Below are 17815 nucleotides of genomic sequence, written 5' to 3' on the forward strand. Positions count from 1 at the left end.
GACGGCGGCTTCAGAAGCTGCCACCCCGACGGCGCCCGGCTGCCCGGCTGCCGGACGGGTGGCCGAGGCGCATCGCCTTGGCCGCCCTGGGCCTCCTCGTCGCAGCCGTCGCAACGACCTGGATGCTGTGGCCCGATCCCGAGCCCCGCCAGCGGGAATACCTCAACGCCACCGCATGCCTGCTCACCGACCACGCGGGTATCAGCGACGATGCGGCCAAGCCGGTCTGGGCCGCCATGCAGGAAGCCTCGGTCTCCAGCCTCGTCAAGGTTCAGTACCTGGCGGTCAACGGCCCGCAGACGGTCGACAACGCCCGAAACCACGTGGCGTCGCTGGCCGGCAGCAGATGCGGCCTCGTCATAGCCGCCGGCCCCGCCCAGATCGACGCCGTCGTGGCGGCCGCACCCAGCTTTCCCAAGGTGCGGTTCGTCACCATCGGCGGAAGCGCCACGGCGGCCAACATCACCGTCATCAGCGATAGCGCTGCGGACAACCTTCGTACCGCCCTGAAGCACGAGGTCACCGCGCTAGCCGACTCCGCGTCCTGACCACGAAACTCGTGGGCGGCTTGATCAGCCCGACGATGTGCCGGTTGAACTCGTACAACTCCTCAGCGGGCACCCACAGCTGCTCCGGTGATCTCTTCGGTCCGCCCAAAGATCACCGCCCAAATAAACCCTGGTCAAATGGCTGCCTGTGAGACTCGGGTCTCAACTGCCCCTACTTCTTAGCCGAACTGCTTCGGGAGAGATGGTTGAGCCGGCCGGTAGGCTCGGTGTCAGTCGACAGAAGCCGTATGCGGGGAGCCGATGGCCCAGGATCTGGTCTATCTCGTCGAGGGGTCGGTAGCGACCCCGGCCGTCCGCGTCTCCCTGGCCGAGGCGGGGCTAAAGGAACGCGAGGACCTGCAGGAATGGGTGGTGGTCCACCCGGAGGTCATCGGCGATGGTGTGCGGGTCATCACGATCGAGTACGACAGGTGGTCCACCGGCTCTGGGACTAGTGCCCGTCAACGCCTCGATGTGCTTGGTCTCGACCGCGCCGGTCGACTGGTCGTGGTCGAACTCAAGCGGGAACGAGACCGCGACATCCACCTGCAAGCGTTGACCTACGCCGCACTGGTCTCCCGGTTCACCGTCGCGACGCTGGCATCCGCTCACGCCGACTTCCTAAACCGCCGAGGCCAGACGACGTCGGCCGACGAGGCGATGGCGCACCTCCGCGATCATGTCGAAGGTGAATTCGACCTGGAGTTGCTGACCAACCCTCGTATCGTGCTGCTCGCGGCCGAGCACCCGCCGCAGGTGGTGACTGCCGTGGACTGGCTTTGCAATGTCAGCGGATACAGGCTCGATATCGAGCTGAGGACGATGAGTGCATGGCAGATCGGGACACAGGTCGCCGTCCAATTCGATTCGATTTATCCGGTCCTCGGCATCGACGACATGCTGCTGTCACCGACGGACGTGGACGCGACAACGACCTCAACGGTCGCTGAGAAGACGACCGAGGCAACGCGCACCGCCAACACCGTCCAGCGGATCATCGACAACGGTCTGCTGGCGATCGGTGCCGCACTAACGTTGCAACCAACGACGGAAATCCCCGCCGATGCACGAGCGGCGATCGAGTCGTGGGTGGCCGAGGAACCCTCTCGTGGACGCGCCACCTGGACGGCGGACAGCACGGGTCCACTGCGCTGGGAGGGTGACGGCAGTACCTGGCGACCCACGACCCTAATACTCCAACGTCACTTGGTCTGTCTGCGCTGGTAGTGGGCTCGTCGGGCTCGGGCTTGGGATGTTCGTCGCCAGATCGACCAGTGCAGGGTGTGCGCCGGTGAGAGCGTCGCGGTGAGGACGAAGGCGTTGAGGAGTCGGCGGATCTCGGCGACGGTCAGCGCGATGATCTCGGGGTCGGCGTCGGGCTGTTGAGCGGCGAGGATGGTCAGGACGGCCAGGGCGAGCATGGCCAGGGTGATGAATCGGTGCCAGCCGGTCCAGCCGCGGACCTGGTAGTGGTCCAGGCCGACTTGGCCTTTGCCGGTCTGGAACAGTTCTTCGATGCTCCAGCGGGAGCCGGCGACGGTGACGAGGGTGTGCAGCGGCACCGGGCGGGGTGACCAGCACAGGTAGAAGGCCAGCTCGCCGGTGGTGCGGTTGCGGCGGATCAGCAGCCACCGGTGCTCACCTGGCTCAGTGGCGGTGGTGATCCAGGCCCACAGGTAGTCGCGGGGACCTTTCGCCCCGGGTCCGCAGCTGTGCTGCTGCCACTCACGCCGGGGTATCCGCTCGGCGAGTTCGTCGACGCGGATCAGGGTGCGGCCGTCGTTGACGTGCACACGTCGGTCACAGCCGACGGCCAGGACGTAGCCGATCCCGTGGTGTTCCAGGTCAGCGCGTAGGCCGGGGTCGGCGCCGTAGACCTCGTCGCCGGTCACCCACCCGAACGGGACACCAGCCTCGATCGCGGCGGCGATCATCTGCCGGGCGAGGGCAGGCTTCGTGGCGAACCCGACCTGGTCGGGGACGCCCGCGGCGGCGAGGCGGTCGGGCTGCTGACACCAGGTCGTCTCGGGTAGGTAGAGCCGGCGGTCGATCATCGCCCGTCCCGTCGGTGACACGTAGGCCAGGAACACCCCGACCTGGCTGTTCTCCACCCGGCCGGCGGTGCCGGTGTACTGCCGCTGCACCCCGACCGAGCACACACCCTTCTTCAAGAACCCGGTCTCGTCGCAGACCAGCACCGCGTCGGGGTGTCCGAGCTGCTCGATCAGCCAGGCCCGAACGTCGTCACGGACACCGTCGGCGTCCCACACCGCCGTACGCAGCAGCCGCTGCATCGCCTGTGGATCGTCGTGACCCGCCCGTTCCGCAAGCGACCAGCAGGTCTTGCGTTCCACACCCGACAGCAGCCCTTCCACGAACTGCCCGGCGGTCCGACGCGGCTCCGCCCGCACGAACCGGTCAGCGACACGCCTCACCGCCTCGTCCAGGATGACCCGCCATCCGGCGGGGTCTACGCTGTGGCACGCGGCCACCGCACGATCATCGGTTGTCCTCACAAACCATCGATGATCAACGCGGTGGCCGTCTGCATGCCCGCGCCACGCCCAACGCCGAAGCCAAGTGACGTTGGAGTATTAGGGCTCCACCCGTACGTGATGGCACGGCCGCGCCGCATCTCCGCGAGGTACCGCCCGAACGCCGCGGCCTCTTCTGCCGCCTGGTACGCCGCCCGCAGGGCCGCAAGCAACGCGACGGCCCGTCGGTAGCGCCGTTTGTCAGCCGAATTGAGGATCGCCTGCTCGACAAGGTCCCGGTACGGCTGGATCACCTCCTCCGGATGCATCACGGCCCGCCTTTCCAGCAGGGTCTGCCACTGCGGCCCGCCGAGCCACCGCCGGTGGCGAAGGGCCTCCTGCCAGGCCTCATCTTCGCGGCCCACCGCCACCAGCACGCCGACCAACTCCGAGGCGTACACCGGCTCCTGGTCGACCCGGTCGCGCAGCACCTCCAACGCCCAACCCGTCGGATCGTCGCCGCCGGCCGCCCCCCGCCGTGTCGATCAACGATCGGTATTCGGCAGCGGTGGGATGCCGGCCGAACTCCTCCCGCCGGACCAGCACAGCACCCACGTGTCATCAGCGGCGAGGAGCATGCTGACCAAAAGGTCGCGGAGCCGGTCGGTGTAGGGCGAGCCAGGGTTGGCGGCCACGCCCCGCCGGGCCCAGCCGATCGCCTCGTCCCGGCGCCCGGCGGCATGTAGCACCTCGGCGATCCGTTGGTACTGCACGGCATTGGTCAGGTGCTCGGCCAGCACGGCAACGTAGCGATCGACATCGCCCGACACCTCAGCGAGCTGCTCGCGCAAGTCACGGACCGCGAACCCGGCGGTCCACGGGTCGGCGACACGTGCCCGCTCGGCGACCAGCCGCTCCACCTCCGCGATCCCCCGCTTGCCCAGTGCGGGAGCGAAGTCGGCCAGTCGGACGCGGGGCCAGCCGGGACCGTCGCACTCCAGCTTCACCAGCCAGCCGGTTAGGCTGACCGGGTTCGGCAGCGCCGCCGCACATGCCTTCGCGTACAGGTCCATGAGCTCCTGCAGGTCGTCTCCGATGATTCCGGAGGAGTCATCCAGATACATCAGGGCCCGGGTGATGCGGTCGACGGCCTTGCGCAACATCGGCACCGCGAGATCCGCTGACCCCTCGGCGACCAGCCGAGCGCACTCCTCGGCCACCTGGCGGGCGGTCTGTAGTATTCCCGTCGACCCCGGTAGGGATCCCGCCGGCGATCCCAGCGCAGCCGATCCGCCAACACCATCAGATCGTCACCGGTCATCTGTCCATCTCAGCAGACCGCGACCCGGCCTCGGGAACGCGCCACCCTATCGGGTGGAGCATGCCGAATGACCAGGATCTGGACAACGGGATCGGGGCGATCCTCGTCGACGCCTACGGCGCCAACCAGCAACACAGCGCGTCCCTCGCCGTGATCGACGACGAAACACTCCTACCCACCGCGGCCACCCGGTCACCGTCACCTCGATCGACTACACGAACGAGGCACGTGGCATCGTGGCCACCTGCCAAGGCCCGGACGGCGCAGGCGAGGTCACCTCGCCGGCCTGGCGTTCACGTCGTAAACTGTCACCGCCTGGATCCACGCCGCCTACCGGCGCCACCTCGGCCTCACGCCGTTCCCTGCCCGGCCCAGGCCCGAGTGGACCTGGCGCAGCACCCGACGGCGCCTCAGCGACGGCGGGCGTACGCGGCCAGCCGCTCGCTGACCGGGCTGACCCGCGGTCGCGGCGCCCGTCGGAAGTGCTCCGGCTTGTGTGCGCGGAGAAGTTCCTCCCCGTCGCGGGTCCAGTCGAAACGCGGCTTCTTCAGCAGCCGCCGGAACACCACACTGGCCCGCTCGGGATCACGCGCGGCCAGCCGCAGCAGCACCAGCGGGCCGACGCTGTCTTCCTGCAGGTACGCCAGCGTGTGCTCCCGGTGGCGGCGTCGGCGCAGCAGGTCCGGATTCGCGAACGCCGCCTCCACCAGCCCGAACTCGGCGTAGAAACCCAACCCGTCGACTTCGTCGTAGATCATCCCCACTGTCTCCGCGTCCACCACATCCGGCGGCAACTCAAACATCGGTGCCTTCTGTACGGCCCGCTCGGAAGCCCGCGACGTGGCCACCACCTCCGCACGGCAGAACGCGTGGTAGTCGGCCATCCGCTCGGCGACCTCATCACCGGGCACCACCACCAGGTCGCCGCCGAAGAACCGCACGAACCGGTCCCGATCCTGACGTTGCAGCTCCCACGCTTGGGCCAGCTTCTCCGGGTTCCGGTACACCGCCTCCGGTGCACGCAGCGACATCTCCAACGCCATCTGGTAGGCGACGTCTCGCTCCTGCGGCCGCCACACGTTCATCGGGCCACTGATCATCCACTCCTGGCCCACCGCCACCAGCCGAGCGAGCAGGAACGACCGACGCGGCGTACGCCGGAACACCGATGACCCCATGTTGGAACGCACTCGGTAGGTCAACTCATCCACGAGGTTCACCACGATCAACGCCGCCCCGTCGCGTCCCTGCACCTCGAACGGCCCCTGCACCACGTCCCGCCACCCGAGCAGCATCTGACGCTCCGGCTCGGACAAGTCCGGGTGCGCGGCGACGAACTGCTCCACCACCGTCCGGCCGTTACGCAGCCGATGCTCCAGGACGAAGTAGTCCCAGAGGATCATCAAAGCGTGCTCATCGAGTGCAACGCGCCCGTCGTGCTGGTCCGCCAGCACATCATCGAACGCCCGGTCATAACGTCGCTGCTGCGAGAACGCCACCAACTGCTGCTTCAGCTCACCCGCACGATTCAACAGATCATCATCAACGGTGATCGGCACGGCACGTTCATACCACGACACAACGGCCGACGGATCCGACACCGGTCCACCCGTCAGCTCACCCAGCACGACGCGGCGGCCAGCCATCAACCCTGCTATCCAGCAGAACCGCCGAGCCGCCCGGCGAAGCGACAGCCAGCAGCATCTGCAGCGCTTGACGCGGAATCAAGAGACCAAAATGCCGCCTCATCCACAAACGCAGAAGAAGCGGCAGGTCAGAGCGTTCCAAGCCGAGCATGCCGGCGGCCAGCCATGCACGCGGTTACCCCCAACAAAGATCATCCGTTACCGGATGTTACCGCCGTTACCGGAGAAGATCTTCATCTCCCCAGGTCAACCTGTCGGGACGGCCGGATTCGAACCGACGACCCCTTGACCCCCAGTCAAGTGCGCTACCAAGCTGCGCCACGTCCCGATGCCCCCGCCAGGTCTCCCCCGCGGCAGCCGGTACAGCTTAGCGCAGGATCTTCGCACCGTGCGCAGAGGCCCCTCCCGCGCCGCGCGCCACACCCCCTAGAGCGTCCTAGGAGGGTGTGGCGCGGCAAAGCGGCAAAGCGGCCGGGTCAGCCGTGGGCCTTGCCCCGGCCGCCGGGGCCGAGCTTCTTGCGCGGGCGTACCGAGATCTCGATCGGGCTGCCCTCGAAGCCGAACTCCTCGCGGAGCTTGCGCTCGACGAAGCGCTGGTAGCCGGCGTCCAGCGGACCGGTGGTGAACAGCACGAACCGCGGCGGCGCCGCCCCGGCCTGGGTGGCGAACAGGATGCGTGGCGCGCGTCCGCCGCGTACCGGATGCGGGGTGGCCTGGACCAGCGCGGTGAGCCACTGGTTGAGCTGCGCGGTCGGGATGCGCGTCTCCCAGCTCGCCAGCGCCCTGCGTAGCGCGGGCGCGAGCTTGTCGACGGCGCGGCCGGTCTTCGCGGACAGGTTCAGCCGGATCGCCCAGGGGATGCGGCGCAGCTCCCGGTCGATCTCCTTGTCCAGGTAGTAGCGGCGGTCGCCGTCGACCAGGTCCCACTTGTTGAACGCGATGACGAGCGCCCGGCCGGACTCGACCACCATGGTGAGGATCCGCTGGTCCTGCTCGCTGATCACCTCGCTGGAGTCGATCAGCACCACGGCGACCTCGGCCGCCTCGATCGCCGAGGCGGTACGCAGGCTGGCGTAGTACTCGGTGCCGCTGGCCTTGCCGACCCGCTTGCGCAGGCCGGCGGTGTCGACCAGCTGCCACGTCTCGCCGCCGATCTCGACCAGGCTGTCGACCGGGTCGACTGTGGTGCCGGCCACCGAGTCGACGACCGCCCGCTCCTCGCCGGAGAAGCGGTTGAGCAGGCTGGACTTGCCGACGTTGGGGCGACCGACGAGTGCCACCCGGCGCGGGCCGCGCGGCCGGTTCTCCACGATCTTCGGCGCCTCGGGCAGCGCGTCCAGGATGGCGTCGAGCAGGTCGCCGGAACCACGGCCGTGCAGCGCCGAGACCGGGAACGGCTCACCGAGGCCGAGCGACCACAGTGAGGTCGCCTCCATCTCGATGGTGGTGTTGTCGGCCTTGTTGGCGACCAGGATCACCGGCTTGGCGCTACGGCGCAGCATCTTCACCGCGGCCTCGTCCACGTCGGTCGAGCCGACCATGGCGTCCACCACGAACAGCACCACGTCGGCGGTGCCCACCGCGATCTCGGCCTGGGCTGCGATGGCCGCGGCCCGGTCCTTGGCGTCGGGCTCCCAGCCGCCGGTGTCCACCACGGTGAAGGCCCGGCCGTTCCACTGCGCGTCGTAGGGCACGCGGTCCCGGGTCACGCCCGGGATGTCCTCCACGACCGCCTGCCGGCGGCCGATGATGCGGTTGACCAGCGTGGACTTGCCGACGTTGGGGCGGCCGACCACTGCCACGACGGGCTGCGGGCCGGTCGGCTCACCGGAGTCGACCTCCGGCTCGCGCAACTCCACCCAGCCTTCGAAGTCCTCGCTCACGCGACACCCCGCTCCGTGAGCATCTCCCGCAGCCGCGCCACGACCTCGTCGATGCCCAGCTCGGTGGTGTCCAGCACCACCGCGTCGGGTGCCTGCTGGAGCGGGTTGACCTTGCGGGTCGAGTCGAGCCGGTCCCGGCGGGCCAGGTCGGCGGCGGTCGCCGCGACGTCGGCGGCGTCCTCGGCGCTGCGCCGCTTCGCGCGCGCCGCCTCGGAGGCGGTCAGGTACACCTTCAGGTCCGCGTCCGGCGCGACCACCGAACCGATGTCCCGGCCTTCGACCACGATCCGGCCCGCGTCGGCGATCAACCGCCGCTGCCGGTCCACCAGCAGTTCGCGTACGGCGGCGACGGCGGACACCGCGGACACCGCCTTGGTCACCTCGGCGCCGCGGATGGCGGTGGACACGTCGGTGCCGTCGACAGTCACGGCGTACCCCTGGGGGTCGGTGCCGATGCGGAGGTCGGCCTCGGCGGCGACCTTCGCGACCGACTCGGTGTCGGTGAGTTCCACGCCGGAGCGCAGAACCGCCCAGGTCAGCGCCCGGTACATGGCGCCGGTGTCGAGGTAGCGGGCGCCGATGCCCGTCGCCAGTCGCCGCGACACGGTGGACTTCCCCGAACCGGACGGCCCGTCCACAGCGACCACGCATCGCCCGGCCGGTACGTTTTCCTCCACCGTTGTCCTCCTCAGCCCGTACCTCGCGGGTCGCCCGGTTGTCAGGCGCCGTTGAGCGGATGTTCTGTCTTCAATCATGCCCGCGCCGCGCGGGCGTCCCGCCGGACCGGCGTGGTGCCGGCCCGCGGACCGCGTCGAAGCCTACCGGGAGCCGTACCCCGATCGTCGGGGTCAGTCACCCACGGTCTTGAACAGGGCGGCGACCTCCGCGTTGGTCAGCCGCCGCAGCCGCCCGGTGCGCAGGTCGCCTAGCTTGATCGGACCGATCGAGGTACGGATCAGACGGGACACCGGGTGTCCCACCTCGGCCATCAGGCGCCGGACGATGTGCTTGCGCCCCTCGTGCAGGGTCAGCTCCACCTGGGCGGTTTTGCCCAACGTGTCGACCAGCTTGAACCCGTCGACCTTCACCGGCCCGTCCTCCAGCTCGACGCCGGCGGTCAGCCGCTTGCCCAGGTTGCGCGGGATCGGCCCGGCTACCTCGGCGAGGTAGGTCTTGAGAACCTCGTACGACGGGTGCATGAGCTTGTGGGCGAGGGTGCCGTCGTTGGTGAGCAGGAGCAGGCCCTCGCTGTCGGCGTCCAGTCGCCCGACGTGGTAGACCCGCTGCTCCAGCCGCGCGCCGATGAAGTCGGCGAGCTCGGTGCGGCCCTTCTCGTCGGCCATGGTGGTGACCACGCCGCGCGGCTTGTTCATCGCCACGTAGACCAGGCGGACGTCGGCCTGGAGCCGCTCCCCGTCGACGACGATCACGTCGCGCGCCGGGTCGGCCTTGTCACCGAGTTGCGCCACCCGCCCGTTCACTGTCACCCGCCGCCGGAAGATCAGATCCTCGCAGGCGCGCCGGGAACCCACCCCCGCGGCGGCGAGCACCTTCTGGAGGCGCTCGGCGCCCTCGTACACGGGGGCGTCGGGCTTCGGGGCACGGTCATCGCGTCGCATCGGCAAACTCTTCTACGTCGTCGGGGAGGAACGGGGCGAGCGGCGGCAGTTCGTCCACCGAGTTCAGCCCCAGCTTCTCCAGGAACATGGTGGTGGTCCGGTAGAGGTAGGCGCCGCTGTCCGCTTCGGTGCCGCACTCCTCGACCAGGCCGCGACCCACCAGGGTACGGAGCACCCCGTCGCAGTTCACACCCCGGATGGCCGAGATGCGCGAACGGGTCACCGGCTGCCGGTAGGCGACCACGGCGAGGGTCTCCAGCGCGGCCTGGGTCAGCCGCACGGACTGCCCGTCCAGCACGAACCGTTCCACGTACGTCGCGTATTCCGGCCGGGTGTAGAGACGCCAGCCACCCGCGGCCCGGCGCAGCTCGAAACCGTGCCCGGCCGCGGTGTAGCCGGCGGCGATCTCGTCGAGCATCGCGCCGACCCGCTCGGGGGCCTGTTCGAGGACCTCGGCCAGGGTCAGCTCGCTGACCGGCTGGTCGACCACGAGCAGGATCGCCTCCAGGGCGCCGCGCAGCTCCGCGTCGTCCAGGACGGGCGCGGGCGGCGGTTCCGGCGCGGCCCGCCGCCGTCCCCGCTTCGGGGGTACGCCGACGCCCTGCGCGGCATCGTCGCCCGTCCCGCTCTCTCCCGAGATCTTGGTACGGTCCCGCCCATCAGGGGGCGCCCCCGTACCAAGATCCGGCGTGGCGGATGTGGCTGCGGCGATCTTGGAAGGATTCGGCCCCTCTGAGGGCCCTTCGTTTCCAAGATCTGCTGACGGCTCCGGTGCCGCGTCGGAGTCGTCCGGGGCGGGCCTGGGCGGGGCGGGACGCTCCCACGGGGGCACCCAGGCGGCGGCCTGGTCGGCCAGGGAGTCGCGGCGTTCCTCGTCGCTCATCCGTTCACTCCTGCGTCGGTGCGGGTTCGTCCGCCATGTCGGTGGGCACGACGGCGTCGGATGCGGCGGCATCGCTGGGCGCGGCGGGGGTGGACGTGGTGGTGGGTTCGGGGGTGCCGGCGTACTCGTCGACCGTCAGCTCGGCCTCCCCGTCGGCCGGGCCGGTCCAGCGGACGGTCAGTTCCTCCAGCGCCTGCTCCTGCACGAACGCGACAAGCCCCTGCCGGTACAGCTCCAGCAGCGCCAGGAACCGGGCCACCACCTCGAGCGTCATCTCGCAGTCGGCGCAGAGCAGCGAGAACGTGGCGACCCCGGCGCGGCGCAGCCGGTCGGCGATGATGCCGGCGTGTTCGCGGACGCTGACCCGGACCATGTGCACGTGCGCGATGGACACCTCGGGCACCGGCTTCGGGCTCATCGCCTTGACCGCGAGCTTGCGCAACCGCTCCGGACCGATGCCGAGCACCAGGTCGGGCAGCGCCTCGGCGTACCGCGGTTCGAGGGTGACCGCCCGCGGATAGCGCCGGCCGCCGACCGCCTCCAGTTCGGCGATGTGCGCGGCGGCCTCCTTGTACGCCTTGTACTGCAGCAGCCGGGCGAAAAGCAGATCCCGCGCCTCCAGCAGCGCCAGGTCCTCCTCGTCCTCGACCTCGGCCGAGGGCAGCAGCCGGGCCGCCTTCAGGTCGAGCAGCGTGGCCGCGACGAGCAGGAACTCGCTCGTCTCGTCCAGGTCCCACTGGTCGCCCATGGCGCGCAGGTACGCGATGAACTCGTCGGTGACCTTGTGCAGCGCGACCTCGGTGACGTCCAGCTTGTGCTTGCTGATCAGCTGGAGCAGCAGGTCGAACGGGCCGGTGAAGTTGTCCAGCCGGACCGTGAAGCCACTCGCCTGCTCGCCGGCGCCCGGGTCGGCGGGCACCACACCGTCGACCTCGGCGGCCGTCTCCGCGGCGACGGCGGGGTCGCCGGGGCCGTGCGGCGGGTCGAGGGGCGGTGCGGTCACCGGGAAACCGTAGACGACGCGGCGGGCGGCCGGCGTGCGCCCTACCGGTCCGCCTGGGCGGCGATGACCTCCCGCGCGAGCTGCCGGTAGTTGCGCGCGCCGGAGGAGGCCGGGTCGAGGGTGGTGATCGGGGCACCGGCCACCGTGGACTCGGGGAACTTCACCGTCTTGGTGATGACGGTCTGGTAGACCTTGTCGCCGAACGCCTCGACCACCCGCTGCAGCACCTGGCGGCAGTGGGTGGTGCGGCTGTCGTACATGGTGGCGAGGATGCCTTCGAGCTCCAGGTCGAAGTTGAGCCGCTCGCGCACCTTGTCGATGGTGTCCAGCAGCAGCGCCACACCGCGCAGGCTGAAGAACTCGCACTCCAGCGGGATGAGCACGCCGTGCGCGACGGTGAGCGCGTTGATCGCCAGCAGGCCCAGCGAGGGCTGGCAGTCGATCAGGATGAAGTCGTACTCCTTGCGGATGGTGCGCAGCACCCGCGCCAGGGCCATCTCCCGGGCGACCTCGTTGACCAGCTGGATCTCGGCGGCGGAGAGGTCGATGTTGGCGGGCAGCAGGTGCAGCCCGGCCACGTCGGTCTTGATCAGGACGTCCTCGGCGGTGACGTCGTCCTGCATCAGCAGGTTGTAGACCGACAGGTCCAGGTTGTGCGGGTTGACGCCCAGCCCGACGGAGAGGGCGCCCTGCGGGTCGAAGTCGACGAGCAGCACCTTGCGGCCGTACTCGGCCAGGGCCGCGCCCAGGTTGATGGTCGTCGTGGTCTTGCCGACGCCGCCCTTCTGGTTGGCCATCGCGATGATCCGCGCCGGGCCGTGCCGGTCGGTCGGCATGGGTTCGGGGATCGGCTTGCGCATGGTGTACGCGGCCGGGTCGGCAGGGCCGAGATCGGCACCGAGCGTCGCCTGCTGCTCACGGAGCTCCGACGTCCAGGTCTCGGCACGGTCACCGTTTCCTGCCATGTCCTCGTTGCCCCCTCCCGACGACCACCCGGCGTCGGAGCCGTCCGACGTCCCTCGCGGCGCCGCTGCGCACCCCCGGTCCGTCGCACCTGGAGGCCCGCGCCGATGCCGACTGTACGCCACCGGCCAGCAGCGCGTTCGGTAGCGGGTCGGCGTGTCGGCCGCCCGTCAGCAGGGCCTCACGACGCAGGCGCTCAGCGGGCGCGCGGATGCGCTGTCGCGTACACCTCGCGCAGCCGCTCCACAGTCACCAGCGTGTAGACCTGGGTGGTGGTCACCGAGGCGTGGCCGAGCAGTTCCTGCACCACGCGCACGTCCGCGCCGCCGTCGAGCAGGTGGGTGGCGTACGAGTGGCGCAGCGTGTGCGGCGAGACCGCGTCGGGTCCGTCGACCGGCAGGCCGGCGCGGGCGGCGGCGGTGCGCAGCACGGCCCAGGCGCCCTGCCGGGTGAGCGGGCCGCCGCGTGCGTTGACGAACACCGCGTGGGTGCCGCGCCCGGCGGCGAGCAGCGCCGGGCGGCCCCGGACCAGCCAGGCGCGCAGCGCGTCGGCCGCGTACCCGCCGACCGGGACCAGCCGGGTCCGGCCGCCCTTGCCGCGCAGCAGCACGGTGCCGGCGTCCAGGTCGAGGTCGTCGACTGCGGCGCCGACCGCCTCGGAGATACGCGCGCCGGTGCCGTACAGGAACTCCAGGAGCGCCCGGTCGCGCAGCGCGCGGGCGGCGGCGTCGCCGGTGGCGCCGGGCAGGCCGGCGGCCTCCAGCAGCCGCAGGACCGCGTCCACGGGCAGCGCCCGGGGCAGCCGGCGCGGCGGCGCGGGCGGGCGGACGTCGCGGCTGGGGTCGGCGCCTGCGAGTCCCTCGCGCAGCGCGAAGCGGTGCAGGCCGCGTACCGCGCTGGCCGCGCGGGCGGCGGAGGAGACGGCGAGCGGCGGGTGGTCGTCGTCGCCCGCGCGCAGCCGGGCCAGGTGGGCCTCGACCTGCGCCGGCCCGGCGGCGGCCAGGTCGTCCACCCCGGCCTCGGCCAGCGTGGCGAGGTAGCGGTCCAGGTCCCGGCGGTACGAGGCGAGCGTGTTCGCGGACAGCCCACGCTCGACGGTGAGGTGGTCCAGGTAGGTCCGGACCGCACGGCGCAGGGCCGGCGCGGGTTCCGCGCCGGCCCTGCGCACTGCGGCTTCGGTCAGCTCAGCACCTCGTCCAGCGGCAGCACGTCCATGCCGTGCGCCTCGGCGACCGGGCCGTAGACGACCTTGCCGGCGTGGGTGTTCAGGCCCAGGGCCAGCGCCGGGTCGTTGCGCAGCGCCGCCTGCCAGCCCTGGTTGGCCAGTTCGAGGGCGTACGGCAGGGTGACGTTCGTCAGCGCGTAGGTGCTGGTGTTCGGCACCGCGCCGGGCATGTTCGCCACGCAGTAGAAGATCGAGTCGTGGACCTTGTAGACCGGGTCGGCGTGCGTGGTCGGGCGCGAGTCCTCGAAGCAGCCGCCCTGGTCGATGGCGATGTCGACGAGGACGCTGCCCGGCTTCATCCGGGAGACCAGCTCGTTGGAGATGAGCTTCGGGGCCTTCGCGCCGGGCACCAGCACCGCGCCGATGACCAGGTCCGCGTCGAGCACGGCCCGCTCGATCTCGTACGCGTTGGAGGCGACGGTCTGCAGGTGGCCCCGGTAGATGGCGTCGGCGGAGCGCAGCCGGGCCACGTTCTTGTCCAGCAGCAGCACCTCGGACTGCAGGCCGAGCGCGATGGCGGCGGCGTTCAGGCCGGACACGCCCGCGCCGATGACCACGGTCTTGGCCGCGTACACGCCGGAGACGCCGCCGGGCAGCACGCCCCGCCCGCCGCCGGTACGCATCATGTAGAAGGCGCCCACCTGCGGGGCGAGCCGGCCAGCCACCTCGGACATCGGGGCGAGCAGCGGCAGCGACCGGTCGGGCAGCTCGACCGTCTCGTACGCGATGCCGGTGACCTTCCGGTCGACCAGCGCGTCGGTGCACTCGCGGGACGCGGCCAGGTGCAGGTACGTGAACAGCACCTGCCCCTCGCGCATCCGGTGGTACTCCTCGGCGATCGGCTCCTTGACCTTGAGCACCAGCTCGGCGGTGTCCCACACCTCGTCGGCGGTGGCCAGGATCTTCGCGCCGGCGGCGGCGAACTCGTCGTCGGTGATGCTGGAACCGACTCCGGCGCCTGCCTCCACGAAGACCTCGTGGCCGTGGCGGGTGAACTCGTGGACGCCGGCGGGCGTGATCGCCACCCGGTACTCGTGGTTCTTGACCTCGCGGGGGATTCCGACCTTCACGATGCAGACACCTTCCTCCGGGGCGGCTCACCCCCGACTGCCTGGCCGCGCCGGCTCCGTTGCCGGCGCGGTCCTCCTGTCCCGCCGGCGGCAGTCTAGGCCCGTGGGAAGCCCACGGACGGCGACACTGTGACATCCGGTGCCCGCTGGTCCTGACGGTGTGTCAGGCATGCCCCGGACTGCCCGGTGGAGACGCCATCCGCCGACAGGACAAAGTTCGATGACATCTTCCCATCGGCTGAGCCGCGAGGCCGACAGGACGTGAACCGATCACTATTGTGTCCGCTCATGACCACTCCTTATCAGCAGTACCCGCAGGGCGTCTCGGACAAGAGCAAGGTCGTCGCGGGTGTACTCGGCATTCTGCTCGGCTTCTTCGGCGCCGGGCGGTTCTACATGGGCGACACCAAGACCGGCGTGCTCCAGCTCGTGGTGAGCGTCGTGACCTGTGGCTTCGGCGCGCTCTGGGGCACCATCGACGGCATCCTGATCCTGGTCAACGGCGGTGTCGACGGGCAGGGACGCCCGCTGCGCGACTGACCACCGGCGCACGGAAGGGGCCGCCCGGCGCAGTGCGCCGGGCGGCCCCTCGTCGTCTGCGGATCAGCGCGGCAGCGGCGCCTCCGGGCGGCGCAGCTCGGTGAAGCCGGTGTCGCGGGCGCGGGCGGCGGCGAGCAGCCCGGCCACGCAGGACGCGTTGGTGATCTCGCCGGCCAGCACCATCCCCACCGCCTCGTCCAGGTCCACGCGGACCACCTGGAGGTCGGCCTCCTCGTCGTGCCGGTCGTGCCGCTGGCCGGCCGGCACGTCGGCCAGGTCGCGGGCCAGGAAGACCCGGACCACCTCGTCGGCGAAGCCGGGCGAGCTGTGCAGGTCGACGAGCACGTCGACGCGCCCGGCGGTCAGGTCCGCCTCCTCGGCCAGCTCCCGCAGCGCGGCGGCGGCCAGATCCTCGCCGCCGACGTCCATCAGCCCGGCGGGCAGCTCCCACAGGTGCCGGCCGACCGGATGCCGGTACTGGCGGATCAGCACCACCCGACCGGCGTCGTCGAGCGCCACCACGGCGACCGCGCCGACGTGCCGCACGTAGTCGCGGGTCGCGGTGCCGCCACCGGGCATGGTGACGTCGTCGCTGACCACGGAGAAGATCCGGCCGGACCAGATCTCGCGGCGGCCGGTCACCTCGTACCGGTGCTCGACGCCGCTCACACCGCCTCCCCGCACGCTCGCGCGGACCGGCCGCTCACTTCGCGGACGCCTTCGCGCCACCGCCGCGGCCGGCCTTCTTCGACGCGCCGTCCAGGTCCACCGGCAGCTGGCCGGCCTGCGAGTACGCCACGGCGGCGCCGACGAACGCGGCGAACAGCGGGTGCGGCCGGGTGGGCCGGCTCTTCAGCTCCGGGTGCGCCTGGGTGGCCACGAAGAAGGGGTGCAGGTTGCGGTCCAGCTCGACGAACTCGACCAGCCGCCCGTCCGGCGAGGTGCCGGAGATGGTCAGGCCGGCCTTGGTGAGCTGGTCGCGGTAGGCGTTGTTCACCTCGTACCGGTGCCGGTGCCGCTCGCTGACCTCGGTGCTGCCGTACGCCTCGGCGACGATCGAGCCCTCGGCCAGCTTCGCCGGGTACGCACCGAGCCGCATGGTGCCGCCCAGGTCACCGCGCCCGGCGACGATGTCCTCCTGGTCGGCCATGGTGGCGATGACCGGGTGCACCGCCTCCTCGTCGAACTCCAGCGAGTTCGCCCCGTCGAGGTTGGCCAGGTGGCGGGCCACCTCGATGGTCATGCACTGCAGGCCGAGGCAGAGGCCGAGCAGCGGGATGCCGTTCTCCCGCGCGTACCGGGCGGTGCCGACCTTGCCCTCGATGCCGCGCACGCCGAAGCCGCCGGGGATCACGATGCCGTCGACGCCGGACAGCGCGGCGGCGGCGCCCGCCGCGGTCACGCAGTCGTCGCTGGGCACCCACTTGAGCTGCACCCGGGCGCGGTGGCCGAACCCGGCCGCCCGGATCGCCTCGCTCACCGACAGGTACGCGTCGGGCAGGTCGACGTACTTGCCGACGAGCGCGACGGTGATCGTGTGCCGGGGCTGGTGCACCCGCTCCAGCAGGTCGTCCCAGCGGGTCCAGTCCACGTCGCGGAACGACAGGCCGAGCCGGCGCACCACGTACGCGTCGAGGCCCTCGCGGTGCAGCACCTTCGGGATGTCGTAGATGCTCGGCGCGTCCGGTGCGGCGGTGACCGCCTCCCGGTCGACGTCGCAGTACAGCGACAGCTTCTCCTTGACCTTCTCCGGGATCTCCCGGTCGCAGCGCAGCACCAGCGCGTCGGGCTGGATGCCGATGCTGCGCAGCTGCGCCACCGAGTGCTGGGTCGGCTTGGTCTTCAGCTCACCCGACGGCGCCAGGTACGGCACCAGCGACACGTGCAGGTAGAAGCAGTTGTCCCGGCCCAGGTCGTGGCGGATCTGCCGGATCGACTCCAGGAACGGCAGCGACTCGATGTCGCCGACCGTGCCGCCGACCTCGGTGATCACCACGTCGGGCACCTGGCCGTCGGCGTCCGGGTCGGCCATGCCGAGGATCCGGGCCTTGATCTCGTTGGTGATGTGCGGAATGACCTGCACCGTGTCGCCGAGGTACTCCCCGCGCCGTTCCTTGGCGATCACCGCCGAGTAGATCTGGCCGGTGGTGACGTTCGCCTTGCCGGAGAGGTCCCGGTCGAGGAACCGCTCGTAGTGGCCGACGTCGAGGTCGGTCTCGGCGCCGTCCTCGGTGACGAAGACCTCGCCGTGCTGGAACGGGTTCATCGTGCCGGGGTCGACGTTCAGGTACGGGTCGAGCTTCTGCATCACCACGCGCAGTCCGCGCGCGGTCAGCAGACTGCCGAGGCTGGAGGCGGTGAGGCCCTTACCCAGCGAGGAGGCGACGCCCCCGGTGACGAAAATGTGCCTGGTCGTCCGTGCTGTAGGGGCCAAGGCCTGCTCCCGTGTCGTCCGTAGCGGTCGTGCGAACCGCCGTGCCGATCAGCAGAGTGATCACGCGATCCACGGGATTCCACGGTAACACCATCCGGACCGTGAGCCGGCGTCGCACCCGCTGTCGGCGCACGTGAGGCCGTATCCGGCCCTCCCCCGGCGCTCGCGCGGCGCCCTTCCGGCCCCGTCAGGGCCCTTGATCGACA

Annotated in this window: 17 protein-coding genes and 1 tRNA gene; 3 read left to right on the forward strand and 15 right to left on the reverse strand. The window is 70.7% G+C overall.

Annotated elements, in window-relative coordinates:
* The first annotated feature begins 77 nt into the window (after window positions 1-77).
* On the forward strand, window positions 78-548 hold the full coding sequence (locus ABIH81_RS26940) for a hypothetical protein (RefSeq protein ID WP_349877693.1): 471 nt from the start codon (window positions 78-80) through the stop codon (window positions 546-548).
* Between the two features lie 261 nt (window positions 549-809).
* Window positions 810-1775 carry an endonuclease NucS domain-containing protein gene (locus ABIH81_RS26945; RefSeq protein WP_349877695.1) on the forward strand — a complete coding sequence of 322 codons (966 nt, stop codon included), beginning with the start codon at window positions 810-812 and terminating at the stop codon, window positions 1773-1775.
* Here the strand turns inward: ABIH81_RS26945 and ABIH81_RS26950 are convergent.
* The 13 genes from ABIH81_RS26950 to ald form a co-directional block, all read right to left on the reverse strand.
* Window positions 1751-2983 (reverse strand): IS701 family transposase, encoded by a 1233-nt coding sequence (locus ABIH81_RS26950; RefSeq protein ID WP_349877687.1) that lies wholly within the window; start codon window positions 2981-2983, stop codon window positions 1751-1753. The genes ABIH81_RS26945 and ABIH81_RS26950 overlap by 25 nt on opposite strands.
* A 77-nt stretch (window positions 2984-3060) precedes the next feature.
* On the reverse strand, window positions 3061-3519 hold the full coding sequence (locus ABIH81_RS26955) for a hypothetical protein (protein ID WP_349877696.1): 459 nt from the start codon (window positions 3517-3519) through the stop codon (window positions 3061-3063).
* A gap of 48 nt (window positions 3520-3567) precedes the next feature.
* On the reverse strand, window positions 3568-4242 hold the full coding sequence (locus ABIH81_RS26960) for a hypothetical protein (RefSeq protein ID WP_334467088.1): 675 nt from the start codon (window positions 4240-4242) through the stop codon (window positions 3568-3570).
* Between the two features lie 511 nt (window positions 4243-4753).
* Window positions 4754-5989: a hypothetical protein gene (locus ABIH81_RS26965; protein WP_334467090.1), complete on the reverse strand. Its 1236-nt coding sequence runs from the start codon at window positions 5987-5989 to the stop codon at window positions 4754-4756.
* Between the two features lie 254 nt (window positions 5990-6243).
* Window positions 6244-6317: transfer RNA gene (locus ABIH81_RS26970), tRNA-Pro, on the reverse strand.
* A gap of 148 nt (window positions 6318-6465) precedes the next feature.
* Window positions 6466-7848: a ribosome biogenesis GTPase Der gene (gene der / locus ABIH81_RS26975; RefSeq protein WP_349881212.1), complete on the reverse strand. Its 1383-nt coding sequence runs from the start codon at window positions 7846-7848 to the stop codon at window positions 6466-6468.
* A gap of 20 nt (window positions 7849-7868) precedes the next feature.
* Entirely contained in the window at window positions 7869-8549 is a 681-nt protein-coding gene (gene cmk, locus ABIH81_RS26980) for a (d)CMP kinase (RefSeq protein WP_349877698.1), read from the reverse strand.
* Between the two features lie 171 nt (window positions 8550-8720).
* On the reverse strand, window positions 8721-9491 hold the full coding sequence (locus ABIH81_RS26985; protein ID WP_349877700.1) for a pseudouridine synthase: 771 nt from the start codon (window positions 9489-9491) through the stop codon (window positions 8721-8723).
* Window positions 9478-10374, reverse strand: coding sequence for an SMC-Scp complex subunit ScpB (gene scpB, locus ABIH81_RS26990; protein WP_349877702.1), 897 nt, complete (start codon window positions 10372-10374; stop codon window positions 9478-9480). Before scpB ends, ABIH81_RS26985 begins: the two co-directional genes overlap by 14 nt.
* Window positions 10375-10378: 4 nt before the next feature.
* Entirely contained in the window at window positions 10379-11377 is a 999-nt protein-coding gene (locus ABIH81_RS26995) for a segregation/condensation protein A (RefSeq protein ID WP_349877703.1), read from the reverse strand.
* Between the two features lie 41 nt (window positions 11378-11418).
* Window positions 11419-12342, reverse strand: a complete 924-nt coding sequence (locus ABIH81_RS27000) for an AAA family ATPase (RefSeq protein ID WP_013285595.1) — start codon at window positions 12340-12342, stop codon at window positions 11419-11421.
* A 194-nt stretch (window positions 12343-12536) separates the two neighbouring features.
* On the reverse strand, window positions 12537-13508 hold the full coding sequence (locus ABIH81_RS27005; protein WP_349877705.1) for a site-specific tyrosine recombinase XerD: 972 nt from the start codon (window positions 13506-13508) through the stop codon (window positions 12537-12539).
* An 11-nt stretch (window positions 13509-13519) separates the two neighbouring features.
* The gene (gene ald / locus ABIH81_RS27010; RefSeq protein WP_349877707.1) at window positions 13520-14635 is read right to left on the reverse strand and encodes an alanine dehydrogenase; all 1116 of its coding nucleotides are present in this window, start codon (window positions 14633-14635) and stop codon (window positions 13520-13522) included.
* Between the two features lie 288 nt (window positions 14636-14923).
* On the opposite strand from ald, the gene ABIH81_RS27015 reads away from it, so the two are divergent.
* A complete protein-coding gene (locus tag ABIH81_RS27015) occupies window positions 14924-15175 on the forward strand; it encodes a TM2 domain-containing protein (protein WP_172967806.1) in 252 nt (83 codons plus the stop codon).
* Between the two features lie 63 nt (window positions 15176-15238).
* Here the strand turns inward: ABIH81_RS27015 and ABIH81_RS27020 are convergent, their stop codons facing one another.
* The gene (locus tag ABIH81_RS27020) at window positions 15239-15844 is read right to left on the reverse strand and encodes an NUDIX hydrolase (protein ID WP_349877708.1); all 606 of its coding nucleotides are present in this window, start codon (window positions 15842-15844) and stop codon (window positions 15239-15241) included.
* 34 nt (window positions 15845-15878) lie between these two features.
* Complete coding sequence (locus tag ABIH81_RS27025; protein ID WP_349877710.1) at window positions 15879-17609, reverse strand: CTP synthase; 1731 nt, start codon at window positions 17607-17609, stop codon at window positions 15879-15881.
* Window positions 17610-17815 lie beyond the last annotated feature (206 nt).

The sequence above is a fragment of the Micromonospora sp. HUAS YX12 genome, assembly GCF_040215685.1.
In the GTDB taxonomy this organism is placed as follows: Bacteria; Actinomycetota; Actinomycetes; order Mycobacteriales; family Micromonosporaceae; genus Micromonospora; species Micromonospora tulbaghiae.

What these genes read in the sequence shown, in the direction of transcription:
- scpB (WP_349877702.1), bottom strand. Translation starts at nt 10,374, where the DNA reads ATGAGCGACGAGGAACGCCGCGACTCCCTGGCCGACCAGGCCGCCGCC.
- ABIH81_RS26945 (WP_349877695.1), top strand. Translation starts at nt 810, where the DNA reads ATGGCCCAGGATCTGGTCTATCTCGTCGAGGGGTCGGTAGCGACCCCG.
- ABIH81_RS26965 (WP_334467090.1), bottom strand. Translation starts at nt 5,989, where the DNA reads ATGGCTGGCCGCCGCGTCGTGCTGGGTGAGCTGACGGGTGGACCGGTG.
- ABIH81_RS27015 (WP_172967806.1), top strand. Translation starts at nt 14,924, where the DNA reads ATGACCACTCCTTATCAGCAGTACCCGCAGGGCGTCTCGGACAAGAGC.
- ABIH81_RS27000 (WP_013285595.1), bottom strand. Translation starts at nt 12,342, where the DNA reads ATGGCAGGAAACGGTGACCGTGCCGAGACCTGGACGTCGGAGCTCCGT.
- ABIH81_RS26985 (WP_349877700.1), bottom strand. Translation starts at nt 9,491, where the DNA reads ATGCGACGCGATGACCGTGCCCCGAAGCCCGACGCCCCCGTGTACGAG.